Genomic DNA, 22,898 nt, shown 5'->3' with positions numbered 1-22,898 from the left:
GGGGGCGCTGACGTGCCGGGGGCTTGGGGGTGGGTGGGGGTGTTGATGCGTCGGGGGGTGGACGCGTTGTTTGTTGGTGGGGATTCGGGGGGCCTGCCGGGGGTGGGCTGGGTCATGTTTGGTTGTGGCTTTGGTGGTGTTGGGCTTCGGGGTGCTGGGGTTAGGGGCGGGGGCGGGGGAGGGCGGGGAGGAGGGTGGTTATGCGGCCTACGGTGCCGAGGGCGGTGGCGGTCAGGCGTAGGGCGGGGCCGCCGGGGAGGCCGGGGACGTGGTCCAGGAGGGGGGCCAGGGCGAGTAGGCCGGGGAGGTTGTGCGGCTTGAGGTCGCGTCGGGCCAGTAGGGCGGGGACGGCGCGGCGGCCGGCGGAGGCGTCCAGGAGCAGGGCGGCGGAGCGGGCCTCGACGGCGGGCAGGCCGGGGCGGCCGGGTGGGAGCGGGAAGACCTCCCAGCCGATGCCGTCGGTGCCGGGCGCGGCGAAGCCCCAGCCGCCGCCGGGTATGGTCAGCCCGGTCCGGGTCCGGACGCCGTGTCGGGCGGCGAGCGCGCCGGTGATGTCGGCCAGGGCCAGCACGCCGGCGTCGAGCAGCGCGGCGGGTGGTTCGCCGGCGCCGCAGGGGGCCAGGTCGAGGGCGTGCACGGCCAGCTCGTAGGCGATCGCGCCGAGCTGGGTGAGCAGCGGGACGGGGCCGACCTGGGAACCGGTGCGGGCCAGTGCCAGGGTCGGGTCCTGGGCGGTCGCGTCGAAGGCCGCGGCCAGCCGGGTCCGGCCGTCGTCGAGGGCGGCGAGCAACTCCGCGGGCGTGGCGTCGCGATGTGTGTCGACCAGGCGGGCGTTGACGTCGTCCTGGTGCATCGGGGCGGCGTTCGGGGCGCGTCGGCCGCTCGCCTCGGCGAGCAGGCGTTCCAGGAGCGGGGCCTCGGGCCAGGACGCGAGGTGGGCGATCACGGCGCGGCCGTCCCAGCCGGGGAGGCGCGAGGGTGCGTCCGGGTCGACCCGGGTGGCCAGGTCGCGGAAGGCGTCCCAGGCGGTGAGGGCCCGTGCGCGTTGCAGCGGGGTGGGCATGGAGGCGGTGCCCCATGGGCCGCTCACGATCTCGATCGAGGACATGTACGCATACTGCCCGCTTGGTGTGGGTGCGAACGCCGGGCCCCGGGCCGGGGCCTCGGGTTGGGGCGGCTGCTCGACCTCATGCGCCGGCCGGGCCGAGTGGCCTCACGCGTTCGACGGGCTGATCGGCTTCACGTGTCGGCCCGGCTGGGGGGAGGGGCCTTCGGGGGTCCGGCTAGGCTCGCCGGTGAGAGGCGGACGTCGCCCGGGACAAGGAGATCGCATCATGGCCGTCGAGATCGGCAGCAAGGCCCCCGAGTTCGAGCTCAAGAACCAGCACGGTGAGGTCGTTCGGCTGGCGGACTTCCGCGGTGAGAAGAACGTGCTGTTGGTTTTCTATCCGTTCGCGTTCACCGGCGTGTGCACCGGTGAGCTGTGCGCGCTGCGCGACGACCTGCCCAACTACCAGAACGACGACGTGCAGGTACTGGCCGTGTCCTGCGACGCGCCGTTCTCGCTGCGTGTGTTCGCCGAGCAGGAGGGCTACGAGTACCCGCTGCTCTCGGACTTCTGGCCGCACGGCGGGGTCGCGCAGGCGTACGGCGTCTTCGCCGAGGACAAGGGTTGCGCCGTGCGGGCGACCTTCGTCATCGACAAGGAGGGCGTGATCAAGTGGAGCGTGGTCAACGCGATCCCGGACGCGCGGGACGAGGCGGAGTACCTGAAGGCGCTCGCGAGCGTCTGATCCGGTGCGCGGTCGGGGGTTCTCCGGCCGGTTCGGGCGTAGGTCGGGCCGGGTCGGGGTACCCATGCCGCGGCGAGACTCCCGCCGGTCAGGAACTCCTGACTAGGATCGGCGCGTTGTCACGTCTGTAGGCGAAAATTCCGGGGCACCAGTTGCTCCATGAACCTTTGGAGGACTCGTGGGCGTCAGCCTGAGCAAGGGCGGCAACGTCTCGCTCTCGAAGGAGGCTCCGGGCCTCACCGCTGTTCTGGTCGGCCTGGGCTGGGATGTGCGCACGACCACCGGCACGGACTTCGACCTCGACGCGAGCGCGATCCTGCTCAACGGAAGTGGTCAGGCGCCGTCGGACGGGCACTTCGTCTTCTTCAACAACCTCAAGAGCCCCGACGGCTCCGTCGAGCACACCGGTGACAACACCACCGGTGAGGGCGAGGGTGACGACGAGGCGATCAAGGTGAACCTGGCGGGTGTGCCGGCCGATGTCGAGAGGGTCGTCTTCCCGGTCTCGATCTACGACGCCGAGACGCGCCAGCAGAGCTTCGGCCAGGTCCGCAACGCGTTCATTCGCATCGTGAACCAGGCCGACAACAAGGAACTCGCCCGGTACGACCTCACCGAGGACGCGTCCACGGAGACCGCGATGGTCTTCGGCGAGCTGTACCGCAACGGCGCGGAGTGGAAGTTCCGCGCGGTGGGCCAGGGCTATGCCTCGGGCCTGCGTGGGATCGCAAAGGACTTCGGAGTCAACGTCTGACAGGGCGAGACATCAGGAACGCCCGCCGACCGCACCCGCGGTCGGCGGGCGTTCGCCGTCCCGGACTCGGGCGGGGTCGCGCACACCGCTGTCAAATGTGCCCCTGTGCACGCCTTGAGCTGTGCAAAAAGGGGGTCCCGCCGGGTCGGGGGCGTGGCAAGGTTGAAGCGAATGTACGACGATCAGGAGGAATCGATGGGGGTCACCCTCGCCAAGGGCGGAAACGTCTCGTTGAGCAAGGCCGCACCCAATCTCACCAATGTGCTGGTGGGTCTGGGCTGGGACGCGCGTGCCACCACGGGCGCCTCGTTCGACCTGGACGCGAGTGCGCTGCTGTGCGGCGGTGCGGGCAAGGTGCTCGGCGACGACTATTTCGTTTTCTACAACAACCTCAAGAGCCCCGAGGGTTCGATCGAGCACACCGGCGACAACCTCACGGGCGACGGTGACGGCGACGACGAGGTGATCCTCGTCGACCTGATGGCCGTTCCCGAGCAGGTCGAGAAGGTGGTCTTCCCGGTCTCGATCTACGACGCCGAGATGCGCGGACAGACCTTCGGCCAGGTCCGCAACGCCTACATCCGGATCGTGAACCAGGCGGACAACAACGAGCTGGCGCGTTACGACCTCACCGAGGATGCGTCAAGCGAGACAGCCATGATCTTTGGAGAACTTTACCGTTACCAGGGGGAGTGGAAGTTCCGCGCAGTAGGGCAGGGGTACGCTTCGGGGCTGCGGGGGATCGCACTCGACTTCGGCGTCAGCGTGCAATGAGTACGTGCTGACGTTGCGTCAGGGTCGGTCACCCGGTGGGGCCGGCCCTGACGCCTTTCCCGAGGTCTCTCGGGCGGGGGAGTGAGGGCCGGTCTTCCTGATGACCCACCCGGAGATGCAATCCCCAGGTAGATAAGGACCTCATCCGTGGTAATCCGTACGTTCGGTTGGTCGTTCGCCGTGACGGCGGTCGGCCTTGCCGTCGCCGCCTATTTCTGGGGGGCGACCGGATTCGGCATTGTGCTGATCCTGTCGATCCTCGAGATCTCGTTGTCGTTCGACAACGCTGTAGTAAACGCCACGATCCTCAAGAAGATGAATGCCTTCTGGCAGAAGATGTTCTTGACGGTCGGCATTTTGATCGCCGTCTTCGGCATGCGGCTCGTCTTCCCGTTGCTCATCGTCAGTCTGACCGCCGGAATCGGTCCGGTGGACGTGGTCGACCTCGCGTTCCACGACGACAAGATGATCGACGGGATGACCTACGCGCAGCACCTGGACGAGGCGCATCCGGCGATCGCCGCCTTCGGTGGCATGTTCCTGTTGATGATCTTCCTCGACTTCATGTTCGACGACGAGCGCGAGCACCGCTGGATCGGCCCGCTGGAGCGGTTCACCGGCAAGCTCGGCAACTTCGATGTGCTCTCCACGCTGATCGCGCTGATCACCCTCGTGGTGGTCGCCCAGACGCTCTCGCCCGCGCACAAGGAGGGCACGGTGATGGTGGCCGGCGTGCTCGGCCTGATCGCGTACCTGGGCGTCGGCGGGCTCTCGGACTACTTCGAGACGCACGGCACGCTGGCGCACATCAACGACGAGGAGGACGAGGACGCCGCCGAGGCGGGTGCGGAGCCGGCCGTGGCCGAGGGCCGCAGCGGCCCCAAGCCCGTGCAGCTCGCCGCCGGCAAGGCCGCGTTCTTCATGTTCCTCTACCTCGAGGTGCTCGACGCGTCGTTCTCCTTCGACGGTGTGGTCGGCGCGTTCGCCATCACCCAGGACCTGCTGATGATCACGCTGGGTCTGGGCATCGGCGCGATGTACATCCGGTCGCTCACGGTCTACCTGGTGCGGCAGGGCACCCTGGACGACTACGTCTACCTGGAGCACGGCGCGATGTACGCGATCGGCGCCCTGGCGACGATTCTGCTGGTGTCCATCAAGTGGGAGATCCACGAGGTGATCACCGGAGTGGTCGGGGTCGGCTTCATCGGCATCGCGCTGATCTCGTCGATCATGCGCAACAAGCGGATCGGACATGTTCCGGGACAGAACGGCGGGGCGGCGAAGGCCGAGGCATAGCCGCCGGCGCAGATGACGCGCCGACCCGCGACCGGTACCGCGCCCGAGCACGATTCGGGCGCGGTACCGGTTTTTTCGCGCCCGGTTATGTTGTGTACTGAAGCCGCCACTACGCGTACGCGTGCCGGCCGGGGGATCAGGGAGGGCTTGATGCCGCTTTTCGACTGGCGTCGGGGATTGCTGGAGCGCGAGCCCGAGCACGGCGGGCACAAGGTCGCGCTGACCCGCTCGACGCCCGAGGTCTCACTGACCCAGGCCGGGTCCGCGACCGGGACGCTGCGGGTCAATCTGCACTGGAACCCGCAGGTCGAGGAGGCACCGCCGAGACAGCGCAGCGGCGGCCTGTTCCGGCCGCTCGCGGTGCAGGCGCCGCCGTTGCCGCAGAAGATCGACCTCGACCTGGGCTGCCTGTGGGAGATGAGCGACGGCTCCAAGGGCGTGGTCCAGGCGCTGGGCAACCTGTACGGGGCCTTCAGCCAGCCGCCGTACGTCCGGCTGGACACCGACGACCGGTCCGGATCGGCCTCGGGTGAGACGCTGTTCATCAACATCGACCAGGCGCGCAATGTGCGCCGGTTGTTGATCTTCGTCTACATCTACGAGGGCATCCCGGCGTTCGACCAGGTCAACGGAGTGGTCACGCTGTTTCCGAACGCGGGGCTGCCGATCGAGGTGCGGCTGGACGAGCACGCCCGCGAGGCGCACACGTGCGCGGTCGCGGTGGTGGAGAACCACGGCGACGAGATCGTGGTCCGGCGCGAGGTGCGCTACGTGCACGGCTATCAGGCCGAGCTGGACCGGGAGTACGGGTGGGGGCTGCTGTGGGCGCGCGGCTACAAGTGAGCACGCACCGCCGAGCCCGCCCGGCCGGGCCGTCCCCGGCCGACGCCACGCGCGGCGGCGGCCGGGGAGGGCGGCCGGCTCAGCCCTGGAACTGCGGGCCCTGCGGTGGTGAGTCCAGCCGGCGCAGCTGCGGCGGGCCGCCCTGACCCTGCGGCGGGGTGCCCTGGTACTGCTGCTGAGGTGGCATGCCCATGCCCTGCGGCGGAGTGCCCTGGTACTGCTGCTGGGGCGGCATGCCCATGCCCTGCGCCGGGGTGCCCCCGGGCGGCATGGGAGCGCCGTGCGAGGGCGTGTACGGCCCGGGCGGCTGCGGGATGCCGTGGGCCGGCGAGTACTGGCCCGGCGCGGGCAGCTGCGGGCCGCCCGGCGGCATGTGCATCACGCCCGGCGGGGTCTGGAAGGCCATTCCGTGGACGGGCGTGCCGGGCGGCGGGAAGCCTTGCGGCGGGGTACCGCCCATCGGGGGCGGCGGTGGGACCGGTGCGCCGGCGGAGGGAGTCTGCGGGTAGCCGGGCGGCGGGCCGCCGATCGTGTGCGGGGCCGGCGGCGGCGGGATCATCGGGCCGTCGTGGCGCGGCGGAGGCGGCGGCAGCGGGGCGCCGCCGTACGGTGTGTTGCCGGAGATCGGCAGCACACCCTGCGGCTGCGCGGGCGGCTGCGGCGCGGGCGGTGCGGGCAGCGTGCCCTGGCCGTACTGCGGCAGGACGGCGGTGGGAGCCGCTTCCTGAAACGCGGGCGGCGCGGGCGGACCGTCGCGGAACACCGGAGGCGGGGCCGGCGCGGTCGGCGGGGACTGGTGCACCGGCGGGAGCGGCATCGGGGCGGGCGCGGGCGCCGGTGCGCCCGGTTCGTCGTCGACGCTGATGCCGTAATCGGTGGCCAGGCCCGCGAGACCGCTCGCGTAGCCCTGCCCGACCGCACGGAACTTCCACTGGTCGGCCCGCCGGTAGATCTCGCCGAAGACGAACGCCGTCTCGGTGGTGGCTCCGGCGATGGGGAAGTTGAGCAGCTCGCCGCCGCCGTCGGCGTCGTACAGTCGAAGGACGAGGCCGGGCACCGAGCCGATCGTGCCGCCGTCCGCGGACGCGGCCACGATCACGTGCCGCACATCGTTGCCGAGCGCGGCGACATCCACCCGGACGCCGTCGGTGCAGCCGTTCGGGGCGGTGTTCTTGCCCTCGTGGACCACCGTGCCGGACGGATGCCGGGGCTGGTTGTAGAAGACGAAGTCGTTGTCGTCGCGCACCTTGTTGTTCGCACCGAGCAGCAGGGCCGAGGCGTCCATGTCCGGAACACCGGCTCCCGGCCGCCATTCGAGGACCACGCGCACGGACCGGGCAGGGAGGGTCGTGTTCGCTCCCTTGGACATCACCTGGGTCATGCGCCCATCCTGCCGTCCCGAAGGAGCTGCGCTCAACGTGGGTCAGGCTCGTGACGATTGTGTGAACACATGGTCCTATAACCGGATCGTACGCCTTCGATTTTGCTTTTCGGTTACCGTAGGCAGCGCCTGCCGGCGGCTCACCGGCAAGGCGCGAATGCGCCATTTCCGAAGCACCAGGGCGCGTACGGGTTTCCCGCCCCGACGCGCCTTTGCCACCACCACCGTCAGTCGAGGGGGATCAGATCACGATGCGGCATTTCGGCTACCTGGACGATGCGGTCCGCGATCATCTGTTCCACCGCCCGCCGGAGACCTTCGACCGGGACAGCGACTCCGCCGTCCTGGCCGCGGCCCTCGGTGCGACGCTGTACAGCCCCGCGACGCGCGTCACGCTCGCGGCGGACATCGTCAAACAGGCCGCCCGCGGCGTGACCTCGATGGTGTTGTGCCTGGAGGACTCGATCGACGACCGCGAGGTGGTCGGCGCCGAGCAGAACCTGGTCGAGCAACTGGCCGAGTTCGCCCGCTCCAAGGTCGAGGGCCCGCTGCTGTTCATCCGGGTCCGCCACCCCGAGCAGATCACCGACCTGACCGAGCGGCTCGGCGACACCCTGAAAGTGCTGTCCGGATTCGTGCTGCCCAAGTTCGAGCCGGACAGCGGCGCGCGCTACCTCAAGGCGCTGGACGAGGCGATCGCACTCAGCGGACGTCGGCTGTACGCGATGCCGGTGCTGGAGTCGCCCTCGATCGCCTACCTCGAACACCGGCGCGCGGTGCTCGCCGAGCTCGCCGAGCTGGTCGCCGCGCACCGGGACAAGATCCTCGCGGTGCGGATCGGGGCCACCGACTTCCAGTCCGCGTACGCGCTGCGCCGCTCGCGCGACCTGACCGCGTACGACGTGCACCTGGTGGCGGGCCTGATCGGGGACATAGTCAACGTGTTCGGCCGCGCGGACGGCACCGGACACGTGATCAGCGGACCGGTGTGGGAGTACTTCCCGCAGGGCGAGCGACTGTTCAAGCCGCAGCTGCGCCGCACCCCGTTCGCCGAGGCCGAGGACCCGGACGAGGCGGTCGAACTGCGTACCCGGCTGATCTCGGCGGACCTGGACGGGCTGATCCGCGAGCTGGAACTGGACAAGGCCAACGGTCTGCTCGGCAAGACCGCGATCCACCCCAGCCACGTGGCGGTGATCCACGCGATGTCGGTGGTCACCCACGAGGAGTACTGCGACGCCACCGACATCCTGGCCGAGAGCGCGGCCGGCGGCGGGGTGCTGCGCTCGGCGTACACGAACAAGATGAACGAGGTGAAGCCGCACCGGGCCTGGGCCCAGGCGATATTGCGGCGGGCGCAGGCGTTCGGCGTCGCGGGCGAGGAGGTCACCTTCGTCGACCTGCTCGCGGCCGGCATGGAGTGACGGGCATGCGGTGAAGGAGCCGACGGGCCGGGTGGCCCCGCGGCGGTGGGATGCGATCGGTGTCGAGGGAAGCGAGTTCGTGCGTTGAGTGAACATCGGATGGAAACCTGGTCGGGGAGTTGGGTCGCCGAGCGACTCGACGTGGCGCTCGCGGGGGACGGACTCGACGCGCTGGTCGGGCTCGCGCTGCGCCGCAACCCGCGCCGGGCCCACCTGCTGGTGTCCACCGTGCTCGGCAAGCACATTCCGCAACTGCCCGCGGTGGTTCACGACGCGGGCCGTGCATTGGGCGCGCGGGTGGCGAGCGTCCTGGCCGGCGAGCCGACGCCGGTGGTGCTCGGCTACGCGGAGACCGCGACCGGCCTGGGGCACTGTGTGGCCGAGGTCCTGCCCGGGGCGACCTACCTGCACTCGACCCGTCGCCCGGTGGCCGGGGTCGCCCAGTTCGGCGCGTTCGAGGAGGAGCACTCGCACGCCACCTCGCATCTGATCCTGCCGCGTGATCCGCAACTCCTGGCCGGAACCGAGCCCTTGGTCCTGGTGGACGACGAACTGTCGACCGGACTCACGGTCGCCAACACCATTCGCGAGCTGCACACGGTGGCGCCGCGCGCGCACTACGTGATCGCGGCGCTGATCGATGTGCGCGGCCCCGCCGATCGGGCCGGCTTGGCGGTGCTCGCGGCCGAACTCGGCGCCCGGGTGGACCTGGTCAGCCTGGCCGCGGGCACCGTCGAACTGCCCGAGGACGTGCTCGTGCGCGGCACCGCGCTGGTGGCCGAGCACGACGGCGGCCAACCGGCCGACGACGACGGGCCCGGCAAGGTGCGCACCCTCGACCTGGACTGGCCCGCCGGGTTGCCCGACGGCGGCCGGCACGGGTTCACCCAGGCCGATCAGGACGCATTGGAGCGGGCGTTGCCCACGCTGGGCGCCGCACTGGCCGAACAGGTGGTCGGCCGGCGGATCCTGGTGCTCGGCTTCGAGGAACTGATGTACACGCCGCTGCGGCTGGCCCGGGCGCTGGCCGAACACGTCGCGGCGGACGTCGAGGTGCGCTACTCGACCACGACCCGCTCGCCGGTGCTCGCGGTCGACGATCCCGGCTACGCGATCCGCACCAGGTTGCAATTCCCGGCCCACGACGACCCGTCGGACGGTCCCGGCGTCCGCTACGCGTACAACGTCGCGGCCGGCACCGATCCCGCGCGACGGTTCGACGAGGTGCTGGTCGTCGTCGACTCGGTCGCCGACACTCCCGAACTGCACGCGCCCGGTGGGCTGCCGGACGTGCTGTCCCGGATCACCGACCACGTCGGTCTGCTCGTTGTCCCCTCCTTCACCCCCGAGGTGCGCAGGTCATGAACCACCAGCCGAGCCCGCACGGGCACGACACCGGCAAACTGCCGGACCCGCTGTACGGGCCCGCGTTCTCCTCCTACGCCGCCGACGAGGTCGCCTGGCTGCTCAAGGACCTGTCCGCGGTGGAGTTGGAGGCACCGCTCGAGGAGCGCGAGGAGGCGATCCAGCACGCGGGCGCGCACTACGCCGAGTCGCTGCCGATCGAGTACCAGCCCTCGCCCGAGTACCAGGCGCTGTTCCACGCCGCGTTGGACGCATCCGCGGACCGGATCGCGCACGCCGTCGGCGTGGTCACCGAGACCATCCTGGCCGAACGCGGCCACGATGCGGTGCTGGTCTCGCTCGCCCGCGCCGGCACCCCGGTGGGCGTGCTGATGCGCCGCTGGGCCCGGCGCGCGCACGGCCTGACCCTGCCGCACTTCGCCGTGTCGATCGTGCGCGGACGCGGCATCGACACCACCGCACTGCGCTGGCTGGGCCGCGAGTTCGACCCCTCGCGGATCGTCTTCGTGGACGGCTGGACCGGCAAGGGCGCGATCACCCGGGAGTTGTCCGACGCGCTGGAGCTGACCGCCGAGACCACCGGCATGCGCTTCGACCCGGAACTGGCCGTGCTCGCCGACCCGGGCTCGTGCGTGCGCACCTACGGCACCCGCGACGACTTCCTGGTCCCGTCCGCGTGCCTGAACTCGACGGTCTCCGGGCTGGTTTCGCGCACCGTGCTGCGGGACGACCTGATCGGCCCGGACGAGTTCCACGGCGCGAAGTTCTACGCCGAGTTGGCCGAGGCCGACGTCTCCGGCCTGTTCCTGGACACCGTCGCCGCGCGGTTCGCCGCGGTGAGCGAGGACGTCGCGCGCGATCGACCGGTACTGGCCGCGAGCGATCGATCGCCGACCTGGGAGGGGTGGCGTGCGGTCGAGCGGATCGGCGTCGAGTACGAGATCGACAACATCAACCTGATCAAGCCCGGTGTCGGCGAGACCACCCGGGTGCTGCTGCGCCGGGTCCCGTGGCAGATCCTGGCCCGCAAGGGCGTCGGCGCGGAGTTGGACCACGTGCGGATGCTCGCCGCGCAGCGCGGGGTTCCGGTCGTCGACGTGGACGACCTGCCGTACTCGTGCGTCGGTTTGGTCAAACCCGGCTTTCGCCGGGAAGGGAGCAACGCGTGAGTGTCGTGGTGGCCAGCGATCTGGACCGCACCCTCGTCTACTCCGGGGCCGCCGCCCGACTGGGCCTGGCGGCGACGGACCCGACACCCGAGCTGGTGTGTGTGGAGGAGTACGACGGCGCGCCGATGTCGTTCGTCACCCGGGACGCCGTCGCGCTGCTCGCCGAACTGGCCGAGCGGACCACCTTCGTGCCCACCACCACGCGCACCCGCGAGCAGTACGGGCGGATCGTACTGCCCGGCCGGGCCCCGGAGTTCGCGATCTGCGCGAACGGCGGCCACCTGCTCGTGCACGGTGAGAGCGACCCGGACTGGCACGCGGGAGTGCGCAAGGGCCTGGCCGAGAACGCCGCTCCGCTGCCGGAGGTGGTGGCCCATCTGGAACGGGTCACCCGCCCCGAGTGGACCCACAAACTCCGGGTGGCGGAGGACCTGTTCACCTACTTGGTGGTGGAACGGGCGGAACTGCCGCCGGAGTTCGTGCCCGAGACGACCGCGTGGGCGGCCGAGCGCGGCTACGGCGTCTCGCTCCAGGGCCGCAAGCTCTACCTCGTCCCGGAGGCGCTGACCAAGGGCGACGCGGTGCGCGAGGTGGCCCGGCGGGCCGGCGCCGAGGCGGTGTTCGCCGCGGGCGACTCGCTGCTGGACATCGAGCTGCTGCGTGCGGCGGACGCCGGGGTACGGCCGGGGCACGGCGAACTGGCCGAGACGAACTGGTCGGCGCCGCACGTCGAGGCGCTGACCGCACAGGGTGTGACGGCGGGCGAGCGGATCGCGGCCTGGCTGCTGGAGCGGAGTCGCCTGCCGGTCGAGTGACTCGCCGCGACATCCGGGCGGGCGCGGACCCGCCGGACAATGCACCGACGCCCTCGGCCGCGGCCGAGGGCGTCCATGTCGGGGGTGGAGCGGTGGGCGGAGCCGGGTCCGGGGCGCGGGATCCGGGGGCGGCTCAGACGCAGGCGCCGCGGACGGTCAGCAGTTCGGCCCGGGCGTGCAACTGCCGCCCGCACTCCATGTCGAAGGTCAGCTCGAAGCCGTCGCGCGCCGCCCGCACCCGGGTCAGTGCCACCTCGGTGAATCGGTCGAGCGCACCGCACAACTCGTGCATGACCAGCCCGGTCGAGGACAGGCCGAGCACGGTGCCGTCGCCCAGGGTAACCAGGTCGCAACCGCGGTTACCGGTCGCCGCCTGCGCGTCGGTCACCCGCAGCGGGCCGCGGCCGAGCGAGTGCAGCCAGGTGACCGCCTGGCGATGCAGCACCGCCCGCTCCTCCTGGTACGCGAGAACCATCATGCGATGCATGTCGGTCATGTCGTTCGTGTGCAGCGGCAGCGCGGCGGCGGTCCGCGGAGCACGGCGCGACGCGCGCAGACTCGGCAGCGCGAGCACGAGGAGAAGGGCGAACAGGAGCATCAAGAGCACGGGCATGTGCGACTTCCCGGTGTCGGCAGGTGGTCGACGGCGCGGCGCTCGGGGTTTCGGACCCGTGAATCGGGACCAAGGTCCCGAAGTCGGCCGGTCCGACGACTTTAAACCTTGAATTTCGGGAAGGTGGCCGAAGGTGCCGATTCTTTACCCGACTGGTCGAACATGGCGACGGTTTCACTACGCTGAGTGGCGTAATGTGTATCGAAAGCGCAAAATGTCGCGTTTTTGACCCAGGGGATTGACGCACCGTGACATCAGCGTGGTCCGGGGCCGGCCCGGTCCTCGCGGATGACCTGCACGGTGGCCGCGACCTCGGCCCGAATGCCGCGGGTCTCGCTGAGGAAGCGCCACCAGTCCGGGCGCGGGTTCTCCGGTTCGGCGGCGATCGCCTCCAGGCGAAAGACCAGCGCGTCCAGCCGGCGGGCGTAGCGCTCCTCGGCGTTGGCGCGGCCGCCGAGCGCGAGCCGCTGGGCGTCGCGCAGCGCGAATCGGGTGCGCTCCAGCTCGGCCTCCGGGTCGCGGGCCACCTCCTCCAGCGCACGCAGGCGGTCGTTGACCGAGGCCATCGCCTCGTCGGCGTCCTTGAGGGTGGCTCGCGCGGTGGCCAGGCGGCTGACCGCGTCGGCGTACTCACCGCGTCCGGCCGCGGCGCCGGCCTCCTCCAGGCGGGCGTGCGCGACGCCCAGCGACTGGCGGGCCTTGGCCGGGACCTGCTCCAGGTCGGTCCAGCAGGACTGGACGTAGTCGCGGCGCAGGCGGTGCAGGGCGGGTTCGACGCCGGTCAGCCGGGACTCCAGGGCCTGGGCGCGGGTGCGCAGCGAGGAAAGCCGATTGGTCACCTCCTCGCGCTGCCGGGGCAGTCGTTCGGCCTCGGCGCGCAATTCACCGGCCGAGGTCTCGATCCGGCGCGCGATCTCCAGCGTGCCCGGGATGCCGAGCGCGGCCGGGCCGCGGTCCAGCTCGGCCAGATCGCTCCGGATCGCGGTCAGGCGGGCGGTGAGGCCGCTCGTGCCCAGGCCGGCCCGCTCGGTGTCGGCGACCGCCTCGGCGGCCTCGGCGGCGGCCCGGCGGGCCCGATCCACGGCCGGCGGCAACTGCCCGAGCGCGTGCTCGGCATCGGCGAGCAGCGGGCCGAGCGAGGTGCCGAACCGGTCCAGGTCCTGGCGGACCGCGTCCAGCTTGCGCGCGGTTTCGGTCAACTCCCGACGGGCCGCCTCGTACTCGTCGGTCTCCAGTTCGGCGTCCAGCGGATACCGGTCCATCAGTGCGATGTATGCCGCGCTCGCCTCGTCGATCCGCAGGCTGACCGCCGCGAAGCCGCGCAGTGCGTCCTCGGTGCCGCGCGCGCCGCGGACGGCCCGGACCGTCTCCAGCGAGAGCATCATGTCCCGCTGCGCGGTGTCGAGCTGGAGGAACGCCTCACCCGCCGCCTCGCGTGCGGCCAGCGCCGCCGAGCGGGCGGCGTCCTTGCGCCGACGCCACGGGCGTGTCTCGCCGCCGGCGAACGCGGTCGGGAGCATGGCCAGGAGCAGCGGCGCGAGCGTGATCGACAGCGGAAGGCCGACCCCGAGGGACCGTCGTGCGGATCCGACCACCACGCCTGCTCCCGTCACCGTGCGAACCGTGCCCCTCCATCCTGCCCATCCTTCCAGGTGCAGTCCGATGGAGGTCCACCAACTGTCCGCACGGGGCGTGTCCGAACGGGCGGATGGGCCTGCGTCGGGTTCGCCTGTGGCGATATCTCCGCGAGTGGGGGCGGTGGGTGATCACCCGGATCCGCCGGCAACGATCGGGGAGGGCCGGGCGCTACGCCGGTTGGCTGCGGGGGACCCGTACCCGTTTCCGTTCCCGTGCCTGTACCCGGACCCGGACGCGGCGGCGACGGTCGCACGCGCGGGGCGGGTGGTGCCTCTCGGCCGGCGGTGTCGGCGATGTCGCAACTGCCGTGGCTCGTGCCGTACATCCGCCGGTCGCTGATCGAGGCACGCGCCGAGGAGCAGGTGACGGGTGCGGGGTGGTCGGCGGTCGGCCACGATCGGGTGGTGCGGTCGGTCACGACGTGCGGTCCGTCACGATCGGGCGGTGGGGCATCCGGGCCGGACCCGGGCGCGCCGGCCTCGGTGCGGAGCGCGTGTCGCGGCCGGACCCGGCGGCGCGGTGTGCCGCGTCCGGCCGCCGGGCGCACGGTGTTCGGTCAGAACTTCACGTCGGAGCACGAGTAGAACGCGTTGTCGGTGTCCGCGACGTCCCAGACCGCGAAGATCAGCGCCTGGCCGGTGCGGCCGGCCGGGAGGGTGCCGGTGTGCACCGTGTGCGCGGCGGGCAGGGCGCCGCCGTAGGGCACGGTCAGGAACGGCGTGCTCTCGATCTGGGCGCGGCTGATCGGCTGGGTGGGATTCCAGCTCGGCTTGGTGATGTAGTAGCGGAACGTGCTTGTCGAGTGCCGGGCCTCGATTTCCCAGGTGAAGCTGAACGAGGCGCCCGAGGTGAGTGCGGTGGCCGGCCAGGTGCCGTTGCGCGGGTCGTCGAGCGGGGCCCACCGGCCGTCCGCGCCGGCGCACAACCTGCCGTCGGCGGGACCGCCCGCCGGGTAGCCCTTGGGGCCCTCGACGCTCTGCGGCTCCCACTGGATCTGGCCGCACCTCTTGACCTTGCCCTCGCCGCACAGCGCGGAGCGGCTCTTCGGGCTGGAGATGAACCCGTGGGCGGAGGCGGAGGACGGCAGCATCATGAAGGGCAGGGCGACCGCCGCGGCGCTCAGCGTGGCCAGGATGGTCCTCTTGCGCATGGAACTTCTCCTCGTGAACGAAGTCGTGCCGGGACTGGACGACCCGTTCGGGCGCGGTCTCGAACCGCCGTCCGCATGCCGCGGGCGGCACCGTCGAGTCGATGGGACGTCGAATCCGCATCCGAACGTGAAGCCACACGGTCCGGACGCGGACCGTGTCGATGCGACCTGCGCGAGTCGCGTGCCTTCGTTACCGGGAGCGCTCTTTCACGTTAGGAGGGCCGCTTCGAGGCGGTCAATGGTCTGGACCAGTGCTGTCACAAATTGGCGAACGCGAGGTGGGGCGAAGCGCGTTGCCCGGCTCGGGTCGACCGGCTCGGGTCGCGGTTCGGCGGCCCGAGGACGGCGTCCCGGCCGGCGGGGGCCCGACCGGCGTCCTCAGCCGAGCGGATCCGGGATCGGCACGGCCACACCGGAGACCCGTACGCGCGTGTCGTCGGCGCGCAGGTCGACGGTCAGCACGCCGGGGCGGCCCAGGTCCTCGCCCTGGTGCAGCGTGAGCGTGGCGGGCGGGCGGACCAGGCCCCGGGCCCTCAGGTAGTGGCCGAGGGCGGCGGCCGCGGCGCCGGTGGCCGGGTCCTCGACGACGCCGCCGATCGGGAACGGGTCGCGCACGTGGAAGGTGTCCGCCGACTCGCGCCACAGCAGTTGCAGGGTGGTCAGATCGCGGGCCCGCATGAACTCGGCCAGACCGTCGAAGTCGTAGCGCAGCTCGGCCAGTCGGGCCCGGGTGCCGGCGGCCAGGATCAGGTGGTGGGCGCCCGCGTAGGCGTAGCTCGGCGGGATGGCCGGGTCCAGGTCGCCGGCGGCCCAACCGAGCAGGGCCAGCGCCCGGGCGACATCGGCGGACGGGACCTCGCGGTGGTGGGGTTCGACGCTGGTCAGCGTGGCGCGCAGACTGCCGTCGGCGGCGGCGACCACGTCGACCGGGACGGTGCCGGCACGGGTGGCGAAGACGAGTTCGCCCGGGCCGATCCGCTCGGCGACCGCGACCGCCGCCGCCACGGTGGCATGGCCGCAGAAGGAGACCTCGGCCAACGGGCTGAAGTAGCGCACGTCGAAGGCGCGAGCTGCCGCGGTGTCGTCGCCGGCACCGGATCGGGTGAGGAACGCGGTCTCGGAGTAGCCGAGTTCGGCGGCGATCGCGAGCATCGCCGGATCGTCGAGCCCGTCGGCGGCCAGGACGACGCCGGCGGGGTTGCCGCCGGTGGGGTCGGCGGAGAAGGCGGTGTAACGCAGCGGCGTTCCGGCGTCCGGTGCACCGGGATCCAGTGATGTCGTCATGTCGGGGCGCAACGCGTTTCGGCGGCGGGGGATTCCTGGGCGGTCCGGGCTCGGATGCCGGCCGCCAGGCGCCGGAAGTCGCGCATCAGGGCGGGCGGGGTGGGGCCGGACAGTTCCAGCTGGGTGAGCAGGACGGTGGCGGTGCCGGTGGACGGGACGATGTGCGCCGCCGTGCCGGTGCCGCCCACCCAGCCGTAGCGGCCGGGGACGTTCCACGGGTCGACCGCCGCGACGTCGACCGAGCCGCCGAAGCCCCAGCCCTGGCCCTGAAGGAAGAGGTGGGCCGTGCTCCGCTGGGGTGCGGTCAGGTGGTCGGTGGTCATCCGGCGCACCGACGCGAGGGTCGACACCTGCCGGCCGTCCGCGGTGCCCTCGCCGAGCAGCAGTCGGGCGAAGGCGTGGCAGTCGTCGACGGTGGACACCGGGCCGCCGGCACCGGAAGGGAACGCGGGCGGGCTGCTCCACTGGCCGGTGGGCGCGTCGACCAGGTCGAGGCCGACGTCCTCGGCCGGCAGCATCACCGCCGCGGCGACGATGGGCTTGGTGAGCGACGCGATGCGAAAGATGGTGTCCCGGGCCATCGGGACGGTGCCGGCGGCGTCCGGCGAGCCGACCGCCTGTACCGCGACCCGGTCGTGGCGCGCGACCAGGGCCACCGCTCCCGGTACCGGTCCGATCTCGACGTGGGACCTCAGGAGCTCGTGCAGGTTGCTTGCCCGGTCGGTCGTCGGGCCACCTTCTCGTGCGTACGTGCGGTCGAGGGTCCGGAAGGGAGACACCCCACGTGCCGCGACATCATCGGTCCGGGCCTGCCTGGCACGGTTTTCTCGTGCGAACGCCAGAATATGAGCCGCACTTGATGTTCCGGGCGCATTCGCGTGACGGCCCGGGGGGTTCAAGGCGTTCTATCTAGTGGGCACACGCGCGACGCTGGTCGGGGTCGGGGGACGCCGGTCCGGTCGGGCATCGTGCCCGGTGGGAACGGCCCGGCCGGTCGATGTGTGAGTGTTCCTCGGGGCGCCCGCCGGCACGGCCTCCGGGTGGGGAGTACGACACGTGGTCGAACGGACGTCTAGGAGACAGCAGGCCGATGGGATCCCCGCGATCTGAGGAGCAGGAACTGGCGACCGCGATGCGGACGGCGGCGTCGGAGTTGGTGCTGCCGGCCGGGTTGGTCGCGGGGGGAATCACCCGGGGCCGGCGGATGCGGCGGGCCCGTCGGATTCGCATGGGCGCCTCCGTCGTGGCGGTGCTGGCCGTGGCGGGCACCGGTCTGGTGGTGTCGAACGGGACACAGGGAACGCCGGGGACCCGGGATGCCTCGGGGGCGGCGGCGGTGGCCGGCGACTCGACCTCGCCGAGTGCCGGTCCCGGGCCGGAAGCCGAGTCCCACGTGCCGGTCGGGAGGGAACCGGTCTCGGCCCAGGAGATCGCCCGGATACTGCTGCAGACCCAGTGGATGGAGGGCAGGCAGGTGGAGCCCAAGGGAGCCACGCTCCCCCCGAAAACGGACGATTCCACGAACCGGGTGGGCGCTTTCGCCTCCATCCTGCTCGACAACACCGACGGATTCACTCGCCTGTCGGCGCAGGTGCGGTCGAGTACCCCGGAGTCTTCCGGATCCGCCTGCTCGGAGGCCACCAAGCTCGGCGGCATCTGTCGGCCGTTCGCCGGGCCGGACGGCACGCGTGGATACGTCGCGGAGTACATGTCGTTCCGCGGCTCGACGGTCGGTGGGAGCGGGCAGCCGTCGACGGGCCCGGGTGCGTTGTCCCGGTCCGTGTGGCTGACCCGCCCGGACGGAGTGGAGATCTCGCTGACGGCGACGACAGAGCGCGCGGCAGGGGGTGTGGTGGGGGCCGCGGTGCCGCTTGCCTTGGATCGGCTCAAGGCAGCCGCCCTGTCATCCGTATGGCAGCTGTGGGTGAGCCCCGAGGTCAACCGGGCCGCGCGGGAGAAGGTGGCCGGGTTCGAGGATCAGGCCGCCAAACCGAACCCTTACACGTCGGGATCCGGAACGCCGTCGACCACTTTTCCGCCGGTACACACGCCGAGCCCTCCGGTGCAGGCGCCCTAGCTGTATTCACCCGTGAGATTGGCGACGCGTCGGACCGGTGACGTGGCTGCGCCGCCCCCGGGGAGGGAGCGGCGCAGCCGAGTGGGTCGGTTGGGGCGAGCGCCTTACGGTTGATTTCGGGCCGAGCGCTGTTCGTCGGTGCTCGGACCGAGTGCTGCCGATGGGCTGCTCGGGGTGAGCGCTCGCCGTGGGTCGGTCAGGTCAAGCGCTTGCAGAGGAGGGCGTCGGGGGTCTTGGCCGAGCCGACCCGGCCGGTGTAGGCGACGCCGGCCGCGTATTCGTCGGTGTTGCATTGGCCCTTGTACGCGCCGGAGGCGAACTCGCCGCCGGGGTTGCCGGTCGGGCGGTTGTCGCCTCGGTCGAACCACAGGGTGCGGGCCTGGGTGCCGAGTGCCGTGGTGGGCTGGGTGCACAGGATCGCGGAGACGGCCGCGCCGCGCACGCTGTAGCCGGTGATCATCCGGCCGGTGGGGCATTCGAGCTTGGTGTAACCCGTGGCCCAGTCGTTCTGCACGTACGACTGGTCGCGAACCACCGTGTAGCCGGCGCCGATCGCAGACAGGTCCGGGCCGCCGGCGGTGGTGCACAGTCCGCGGTTGCCGGTGTGCGACAGGCCGACGATGCGCTCGCCGTCGGGGCAGACGCCCTTTCGGGCGCCGGAGTCCCAGTCCGATTGGGCCCGCATCCGCAGCGACGGTTGGGCATCGGCGCTGTCCAGGTTCAGCATGTTCCAGCGTGCCGACGCGGGGATGGGACCGGTACGGCCGGCAGCGCCGGTCAGCTTGGTCCAGGCGGCGGCGCGCCAGTCGGTCGGGTCGTCCGCGATGCCGCTGCGGGTGCCGGTCGGGTCGAAGCGGAGCAGGGCCCACGAGTCGCCCTGGCCGTTGCCCTTCCAGCCGACCAGCGGCCAGTAGGCGAAGTCGAGGTCGCGGGCGACCAGGTAGTCGGTGAAGTTGGTGAACCAGGCGCGGGCGACCGGGTCGGCCTCCTCCGCACCGGTGCCGAACTCGCTGATCCACACCGGAGCGGTGTGGTGTTGCCCGTCGGCGGTCACGAACTGCGCCGATCGGTCGATCTCGGCGAACAGTTGATCACGCGTCAGGTCCTGGTAGCGGGCGTCGTGGGTTTCGCCCAGGCCGTACGCGCCGCTGTGGTTGGGACCGGTGTACCCGTAGAAGTGTGCCGAGTAGACCAGCTTCTTCGGGTCGACCAGCGTGTGCGACAGGGTGCGCACCGGGGTCAGCGTGGGGCGGCCGTGCGGCAGGCCGTCGACCGGGACGCCGGTCCAGTTGATGCCCTCGACGATGATCAGCAGGTCCGGGTTGGCCTCGGTCAGGATGCGGTTGCCCGCTTCCAGCGACGCGGCCTGCCAGTCCTTGTCGTTGCCCCAGCCCCAGTTGGGGTCGTCGGTGATGTTGCGACGGACCTCGTTGTACAGATCGGCGCCGACCACGCGCTTGTTGGTCTTGTAGCGGTTGGCCATGGTGATCCAGTCGGCCACCCAGTCGGCGGTGCTGCGCGAGGTGTTCCAGCGTTCGTTGCCGTCCACGCCGCAGCACCAACGGGTGGTGCCGGTGTGGTTGTTCAGCACCACCGCGAAGCCGTCGGCGGTCAAAGCGGCGACCACCGCGTCGAACACCTGGAGCGGGGTCTTGCCGCGCAGCTGCGGATTGGCGGCCACGGACGCGTCGGGGACGGTCGTGGTCGTGTGCACCATCTCGTTCGAGAAGGGCAGCCGGATGCTGTTGATCCCGACCGCGTGGAAGCCTGCCAGGATCGACGGCAGGCTTGCCCGATCGAGGCCCAGCGGCATGCCGTTCGAATTCTCTCCGCTGTGGTGGTTGGCGGTGTTGCCGATGTCGCCGGAACCGTTCCAGGTGCCCTGTGCTCCGGCCCAGTTGGCCGAACGCAGCTTGAACCGCTCACCGTTCGCGTCGACGATCCAGCGGCCGCTCGCGGACAGGGGGGCTGTCCAGGACGCGGCGAGGGCGGACGCCTGCGGGGTCGTCGGCGGGGTTGCCGGTGCGGCGGGGGTGGTGGCGCCGGCCTGCGGGCCGATCAGGAGGCCGGCGGCGACCGCGGTGAGGGCGAGGGCGGAACGGGCGAGAAGCCGGTGCCTGGTGCGGGGGAGGCCGGGGGCCTCGGGGTTCGGAGTGCGTCGGTGCCTGGTGCGTTGCATCGGTACCTGCCTCGGTTGAGGGTTGAGGGAACTGCATGCGGTGCAGCGGTGCAGCGGTGCGACTGGGGCGAGTGGTGCGTTTTTGTCTTCGGTGCTGTGGTGCTGTGGTGCTGCCGGGGGGTTTGGGGGCGGCGCCTATTCGGGTGCCGGGGTGGTGTCGGGCTCGGTCGGCAGGGAGCCGAGGACTGCCACGTCGCGCGGGGCCAGGGTGATCCGGCGGGTGATCGCTCGGTCCTGGGTGAGCAAGTCCCGGCGATCGTCCGGGAGGTCGATCTCGTGGGTCGCGTCCGTGTGGTTGAGCACGACGAGTACGTCGTACCCGTCACCGGCTCGGATGGATGCCTGGACGCCGCGCGGCAGCACCGGCAGCACCGGCTCGACGCCCGCGTCCGCGCAGGCTCGACCGATCAGGCCGCGCATGGTCGCCGCGTCCGGGCGGGTCGCGATGTAGCGCGCGATGCCCGCGCCGTGGGTGTGTACGGTCGCGGCCGGCCGGCCGGCCCACTCGGCGCCGGCGAATTCCAGCTCGACCCGTGCGCCCTTGAGCGTGACGTCCTCACGCCACAGGTCGCCGGTGCCCGTCGGCGGCACGTCGCCCGGCTCGGCCGGCCCCCGTACCGGGAACACCGCGCCGGCGTCCGCCGGCCAGAACTCCTCCACCGACACACCCAACGCCTCACGCAGGGGACCCGGGTAGCCGCCCAGATGCACCCGGTCGCAGTCGTCGACGATTCCGCTGAAGAAGGAAACGACGAGCGATCCGCCGTCCGCGACGAAGCGGGAGAGTTTGTCGCCGTGTTCGGCGGACAGCAGGTACAGGCTCGGCACGATCACCAGGCGGTAGTCGGACAGGTCGGCTCCCGGATGCACCACGTCCACACCGACACCCAGGTCGAACAGCGGCGCGTAATGGTCGAGCGCGCGGTCCAGGTGGCGGACGGCGTCGGAGGGATGCGAGTCGAGTTCGAGGGCCCACCAGCTGTGCCAGTCGGTGAGCAGCGCGACCCGATTGCGGATCCGGGTGCCGACCAGCTCCGGCACGCGGGCCAACTCGGCCCCCAGATCCGCCACTTCCCGGAACACCCGGGTCTCCGGACCGGCGTGCGGCACCATGCCGGAGTGGAACTTCTCGGCACCACCGCGGGATTGCCGCCACTGGAAGTACATGATCGCGTCCGCCCCCTGGGCGACCGCCTGCCAGCTCCACAGCCGCATCCGACCCGGCGACTTGGCGGCATTGCGGGCCCGCCAGTTGACCGCGGACGGCGCCTGTTCGGTGAGCAGCCACGGTTCGCCGCCGCCCGCGCAGCGGATCACGTCGTAGCTCATCGCCGCGCCGATGTGCGCCTGCTCCCAGTTCGGGTCGGGGTAGCTGTCCAGGGACAGGACGTCCATGGCCGGCGCCCAGTCGTACATGTCCACGCTCTTGAGCCCGGCCAGGAAGTTCGTGGTGACCGGCACGTCGGGGGTGATCCGGCGCAGGATCGCGGTCTCCGCGGCGAAGCACGCGAGCAGCGCGTCGTTGCCGAACCGCTTGAAGTCGAGCTGCTGGGAGGGGTTCGGATAGGTCGGCGCCGTACGCGGTGGCAGCACTTGGTCGAAGGACGTGTAGCGCTGTGACCAGAAGTCGGTGGACCATGCCTCGTTGAGCGCGTCCACGCTCTTGTAGCGCTCGCTCAGCCAGCGCCGGAAGTCGGCGGCCGACGCGTCGCAGAAGCATTCCGCGACGTGGCAGCCGTATTCGTTGCCGACGTGCCACAGCCCGAGCGCCGGATGATCCCGGTAGTGCGTCGCGACCGCCTCGACCAGGCGGGCGGCGCGGTCGCGGAAGATCGGCGAGGACGGGCAGAAGTGTTGCCGGCCGCCGGGGGACAGGACCGTGCCGTCGGCGGTCACCGGCAACACCTCGGGATGCTCGGTGACCAGCCACGGCGGCGGTGCGGCGGTCATCGTGGCGAGGTCGGCGGTGATCCCGTGCGCGGCCAGGTCGTCCATCACCCGGTCGAAGTAGCCGAAGTCGTAGGCGTCGCGGGCCGGTTCGACCCGGGCCCAGGCGAAGATCGCGAGGTTGACCACGGTGACCCCGGCCCGGGCCATCAGCGCCAGGTCCTCGGCGCGCGTGGCGTCGGGCCACTGGTCCGGGTTGTAGTCGGCGCCGAAGCCGATGCCGCCGAGACGAGCGCGCAGGGCGGCCATCCGGCCGGCGGGGTTGTGTGTGGTGTCGTTCATCGGTGCGTTGTGGCACGCCGGGGCCGAAAGTCGTCCGGCCGGGCGCCACTTCTCCTTCGGGATCACTTCGGGGCCGCTGCGGACGAGTGGGTGCGCGGGCGAACAGGGTGG

The 22,898-nt window shown here is 71.5% G+C and carries 17 protein-coding genes and 1 pseudogene; 9 read left to right on the top strand and 9 right to left on the bottom strand.

Annotated features, from left to right (window positions below; translation table 11 throughout):
* Positions 1 to 160: 160 nt before the first annotated feature.
* A complete protein-coding gene (locus A3IC_RS72715; RefSeq protein ID WP_020554993.1) occupies positions 161 to 1,108 on the bottom strand; it encodes a maleylpyruvate isomerase N-terminal domain-containing protein in 948 nt (315 codons plus the stop codon).
* Positions 1,109 to 1,334: 226 nt separating this feature from the next.
* Between A3IC_RS72715 and A3IC_RS0136300 the strand changes: the two genes are divergently transcribed.
* The 5 genes from A3IC_RS0136300 (at position 1,335) to A3IC_RS0136280 (ending at position 5,463) form a co-directional block, all read left to right on the top strand.
* On the top strand, positions 1,335 to 1,793 hold the full coding sequence (locus tag A3IC_RS0136300) for a peroxiredoxin (RefSeq protein WP_020554992.1): 459 nt from the start codon (positions 1,335 to 1,337) through the stop codon (positions 1,791 to 1,793).
* A gap of 178 nt (positions 1,794 to 1,971) precedes the next feature.
* Positions 1,972 to 2,547: a TerD family protein gene (locus tag A3IC_RS0136295; protein ID WP_020554991.1), complete on the top strand. Its 576-nt coding sequence runs from the start codon at positions 1,972 to 1,974 to the stop codon at positions 2,545 to 2,547.
* 195 nt (positions 2,548 to 2,742) lie between these two features.
* A complete protein-coding gene (locus A3IC_RS0136290) occupies positions 2,743 to 3,321 on the top strand; it encodes a TerD family protein (protein ID WP_026219140.1) in 579 nt (192 codons plus the stop codon).
* Positions 3,322 to 3,468: 147 nt separating this feature from the next.
* Positions 3,469 to 4,620: a DUF475 domain-containing protein gene (locus A3IC_RS0136285; RefSeq protein ID WP_026219139.1), complete on the top strand. Its 1,152-nt coding sequence runs from the start codon at positions 3,469 to 3,471 to the stop codon at positions 4,618 to 4,620.
* Positions 4,621 to 4,770: 150 nt separating this feature from the next.
* Positions 4,771 to 5,463, top strand: a complete 693-nt coding sequence (locus tag A3IC_RS0136280; RefSeq protein ID WP_040877725.1) for a Tellurium resistance — start codon at positions 4,771 to 4,773, stop codon at positions 5,461 to 5,463.
* Positions 5,464 to 5,542: 79 nt separating this feature from the next.
* Here A3IC_RS0136280 and A3IC_RS71620 read toward each other — a convergent pair whose 3' ends face one another.
* A complete protein-coding gene (locus tag A3IC_RS71620; protein WP_020554987.1) occupies positions 5,543 to 6,844 on the bottom strand; it encodes a TerD family protein in 1,302 nt (433 codons plus the stop codon).
* 251 nt (positions 6,845 to 7,095) lie between these two features.
* On the opposite strand from A3IC_RS71620, the gene A3IC_RS0136270 reads away from it, so the two are divergent.
* From A3IC_RS0136270 to A3IC_RS0136260, 3 genes and pseudogenes are all read left to right on the top strand, one after another.
* Positions 7,096 to 8,268, top strand: a complete 1,173-nt coding sequence (locus tag A3IC_RS0136270; RefSeq protein ID WP_020554986.1) for an HpcH/HpaI aldolase/citrate lyase family protein — start codon at positions 7,096 to 7,098, stop codon at positions 8,266 to 8,268.
* 99 nt (positions 8,269 to 8,367) lie between these two features.
* Positions 8,368 to 10,802: pseudogene (locus A3IC_RS67765) on the top strand (phosphoribosyltransferase).
* On the top strand, positions 10,799 to 11,617 hold the full coding sequence (locus A3IC_RS0136260) for an HAD family hydrolase (RefSeq protein ID WP_020554983.1): 819 nt from the start codon (positions 10,799 to 10,801) through the stop codon (positions 11,615 to 11,617). Before A3IC_RS67765 ends, A3IC_RS0136260 begins: the two are co-directional and overlap by 4 nt.
* Positions 11,618 to 11,750: 133 nt before the next feature.
* On the opposite strand, the gene A3IC_RS0136255 is transcribed toward A3IC_RS0136260, so the two are convergent.
* The 5 genes from A3IC_RS0136255 to A3IC_RS58500 form a co-directional block, all read right to left on the bottom strand.
* Complete coding sequence (locus A3IC_RS0136255; protein WP_020554982.1) at positions 11,751 to 12,230, bottom strand: hypothetical protein; 480 nt, start codon at positions 12,228 to 12,230, stop codon at positions 11,751 to 11,753.
* A 254-nt stretch (positions 12,231 to 12,484) separates the two neighbouring features.
* On the bottom strand, positions 12,485 to 13,843 hold the full coding sequence (locus A3IC_RS0136250) for a hypothetical protein (protein ID WP_026219138.1): 1,359 nt from the start codon (positions 13,841 to 13,843) through the stop codon (positions 12,485 to 12,487).
* 581 nt (positions 13,844 to 14,424) lie between these two features.
* The gene (locus tag A3IC_RS0136240; RefSeq protein WP_020554979.1) at positions 14,425 to 15,018 is read right to left on the bottom strand and encodes a lytic polysaccharide monooxygenase auxiliary activity family 9 protein; all 594 of its coding nucleotides are present in this window, start codon (positions 15,016 to 15,018) and stop codon (positions 14,425 to 14,427) included.
* Positions 15,019 to 15,396: 378 nt separating this feature from the next.
* On the bottom strand, positions 15,397 to 16,302 hold the full coding sequence (locus A3IC_RS0136235) for a PhzF family phenazine biosynthesis protein (RefSeq protein ID WP_020554978.1): 906 nt from the start codon (positions 16,300 to 16,302) through the stop codon (positions 15,397 to 15,399).
* Positions 16,299 to 16,958 (bottom strand): beta-lactamase family protein, encoded by a 660-nt coding sequence (locus A3IC_RS58500; protein WP_245599767.1) that lies wholly within the window; start codon positions 16,956 to 16,958, stop codon positions 16,299 to 16,301. Before A3IC_RS58500 ends, A3IC_RS0136235 begins: the two co-directional genes overlap by 4 nt.
* Positions 16,959 to 17,392: 434 nt before the next feature.
* Here A3IC_RS58500 and A3IC_RS0136225 point away from each other — a divergent pair, with 434 nt between their 5' ends.
* Entirely contained in the window at positions 17,393 to 18,379 is a 987-nt protein-coding gene (locus A3IC_RS0136225) for a hypothetical protein (protein ID WP_020554976.1), read from the top strand.
* Positions 18,380 to 18,575: 196 nt separating this feature from the next.
* On the opposite strand, the gene A3IC_RS0136220 is transcribed toward A3IC_RS0136225, so the two are convergent.
* Together A3IC_RS0136220 and A3IC_RS0136215 are read right to left on the bottom strand one after the other, a co-directional pair.
* A complete protein-coding gene (locus A3IC_RS0136220) occupies positions 18,576 to 20,558 on the bottom strand; it encodes a glycoside hydrolase family 5 protein (RefSeq protein ID WP_020554975.1) in 1,983 nt (660 codons plus the stop codon).
* A 135-nt stretch (positions 20,559 to 20,693) separates the two neighbouring features.
* The gene (locus A3IC_RS0136215) at positions 20,694 to 22,787 is read right to left on the bottom strand and encodes a beta-galactosidase (RefSeq protein ID WP_020554974.1); all 2,094 of its coding nucleotides are present in this window, start codon (positions 22,785 to 22,787) and stop codon (positions 20,694 to 20,696) included.
* Positions 22,788 to 22,898: the final 111 nt, after the last annotated feature.

Source organism: Embleya scabrispora DSM 41855, assembly GCF_000372745.1.
Taxonomy (GTDB): domain Bacteria; phylum Actinomycetota; class Actinomycetes; order Streptomycetales; family Streptomycetaceae; genus Embleya; species Embleya scabrispora.
This window is presented reverse-complemented; position numbering and strand designations above follow the sequence as displayed.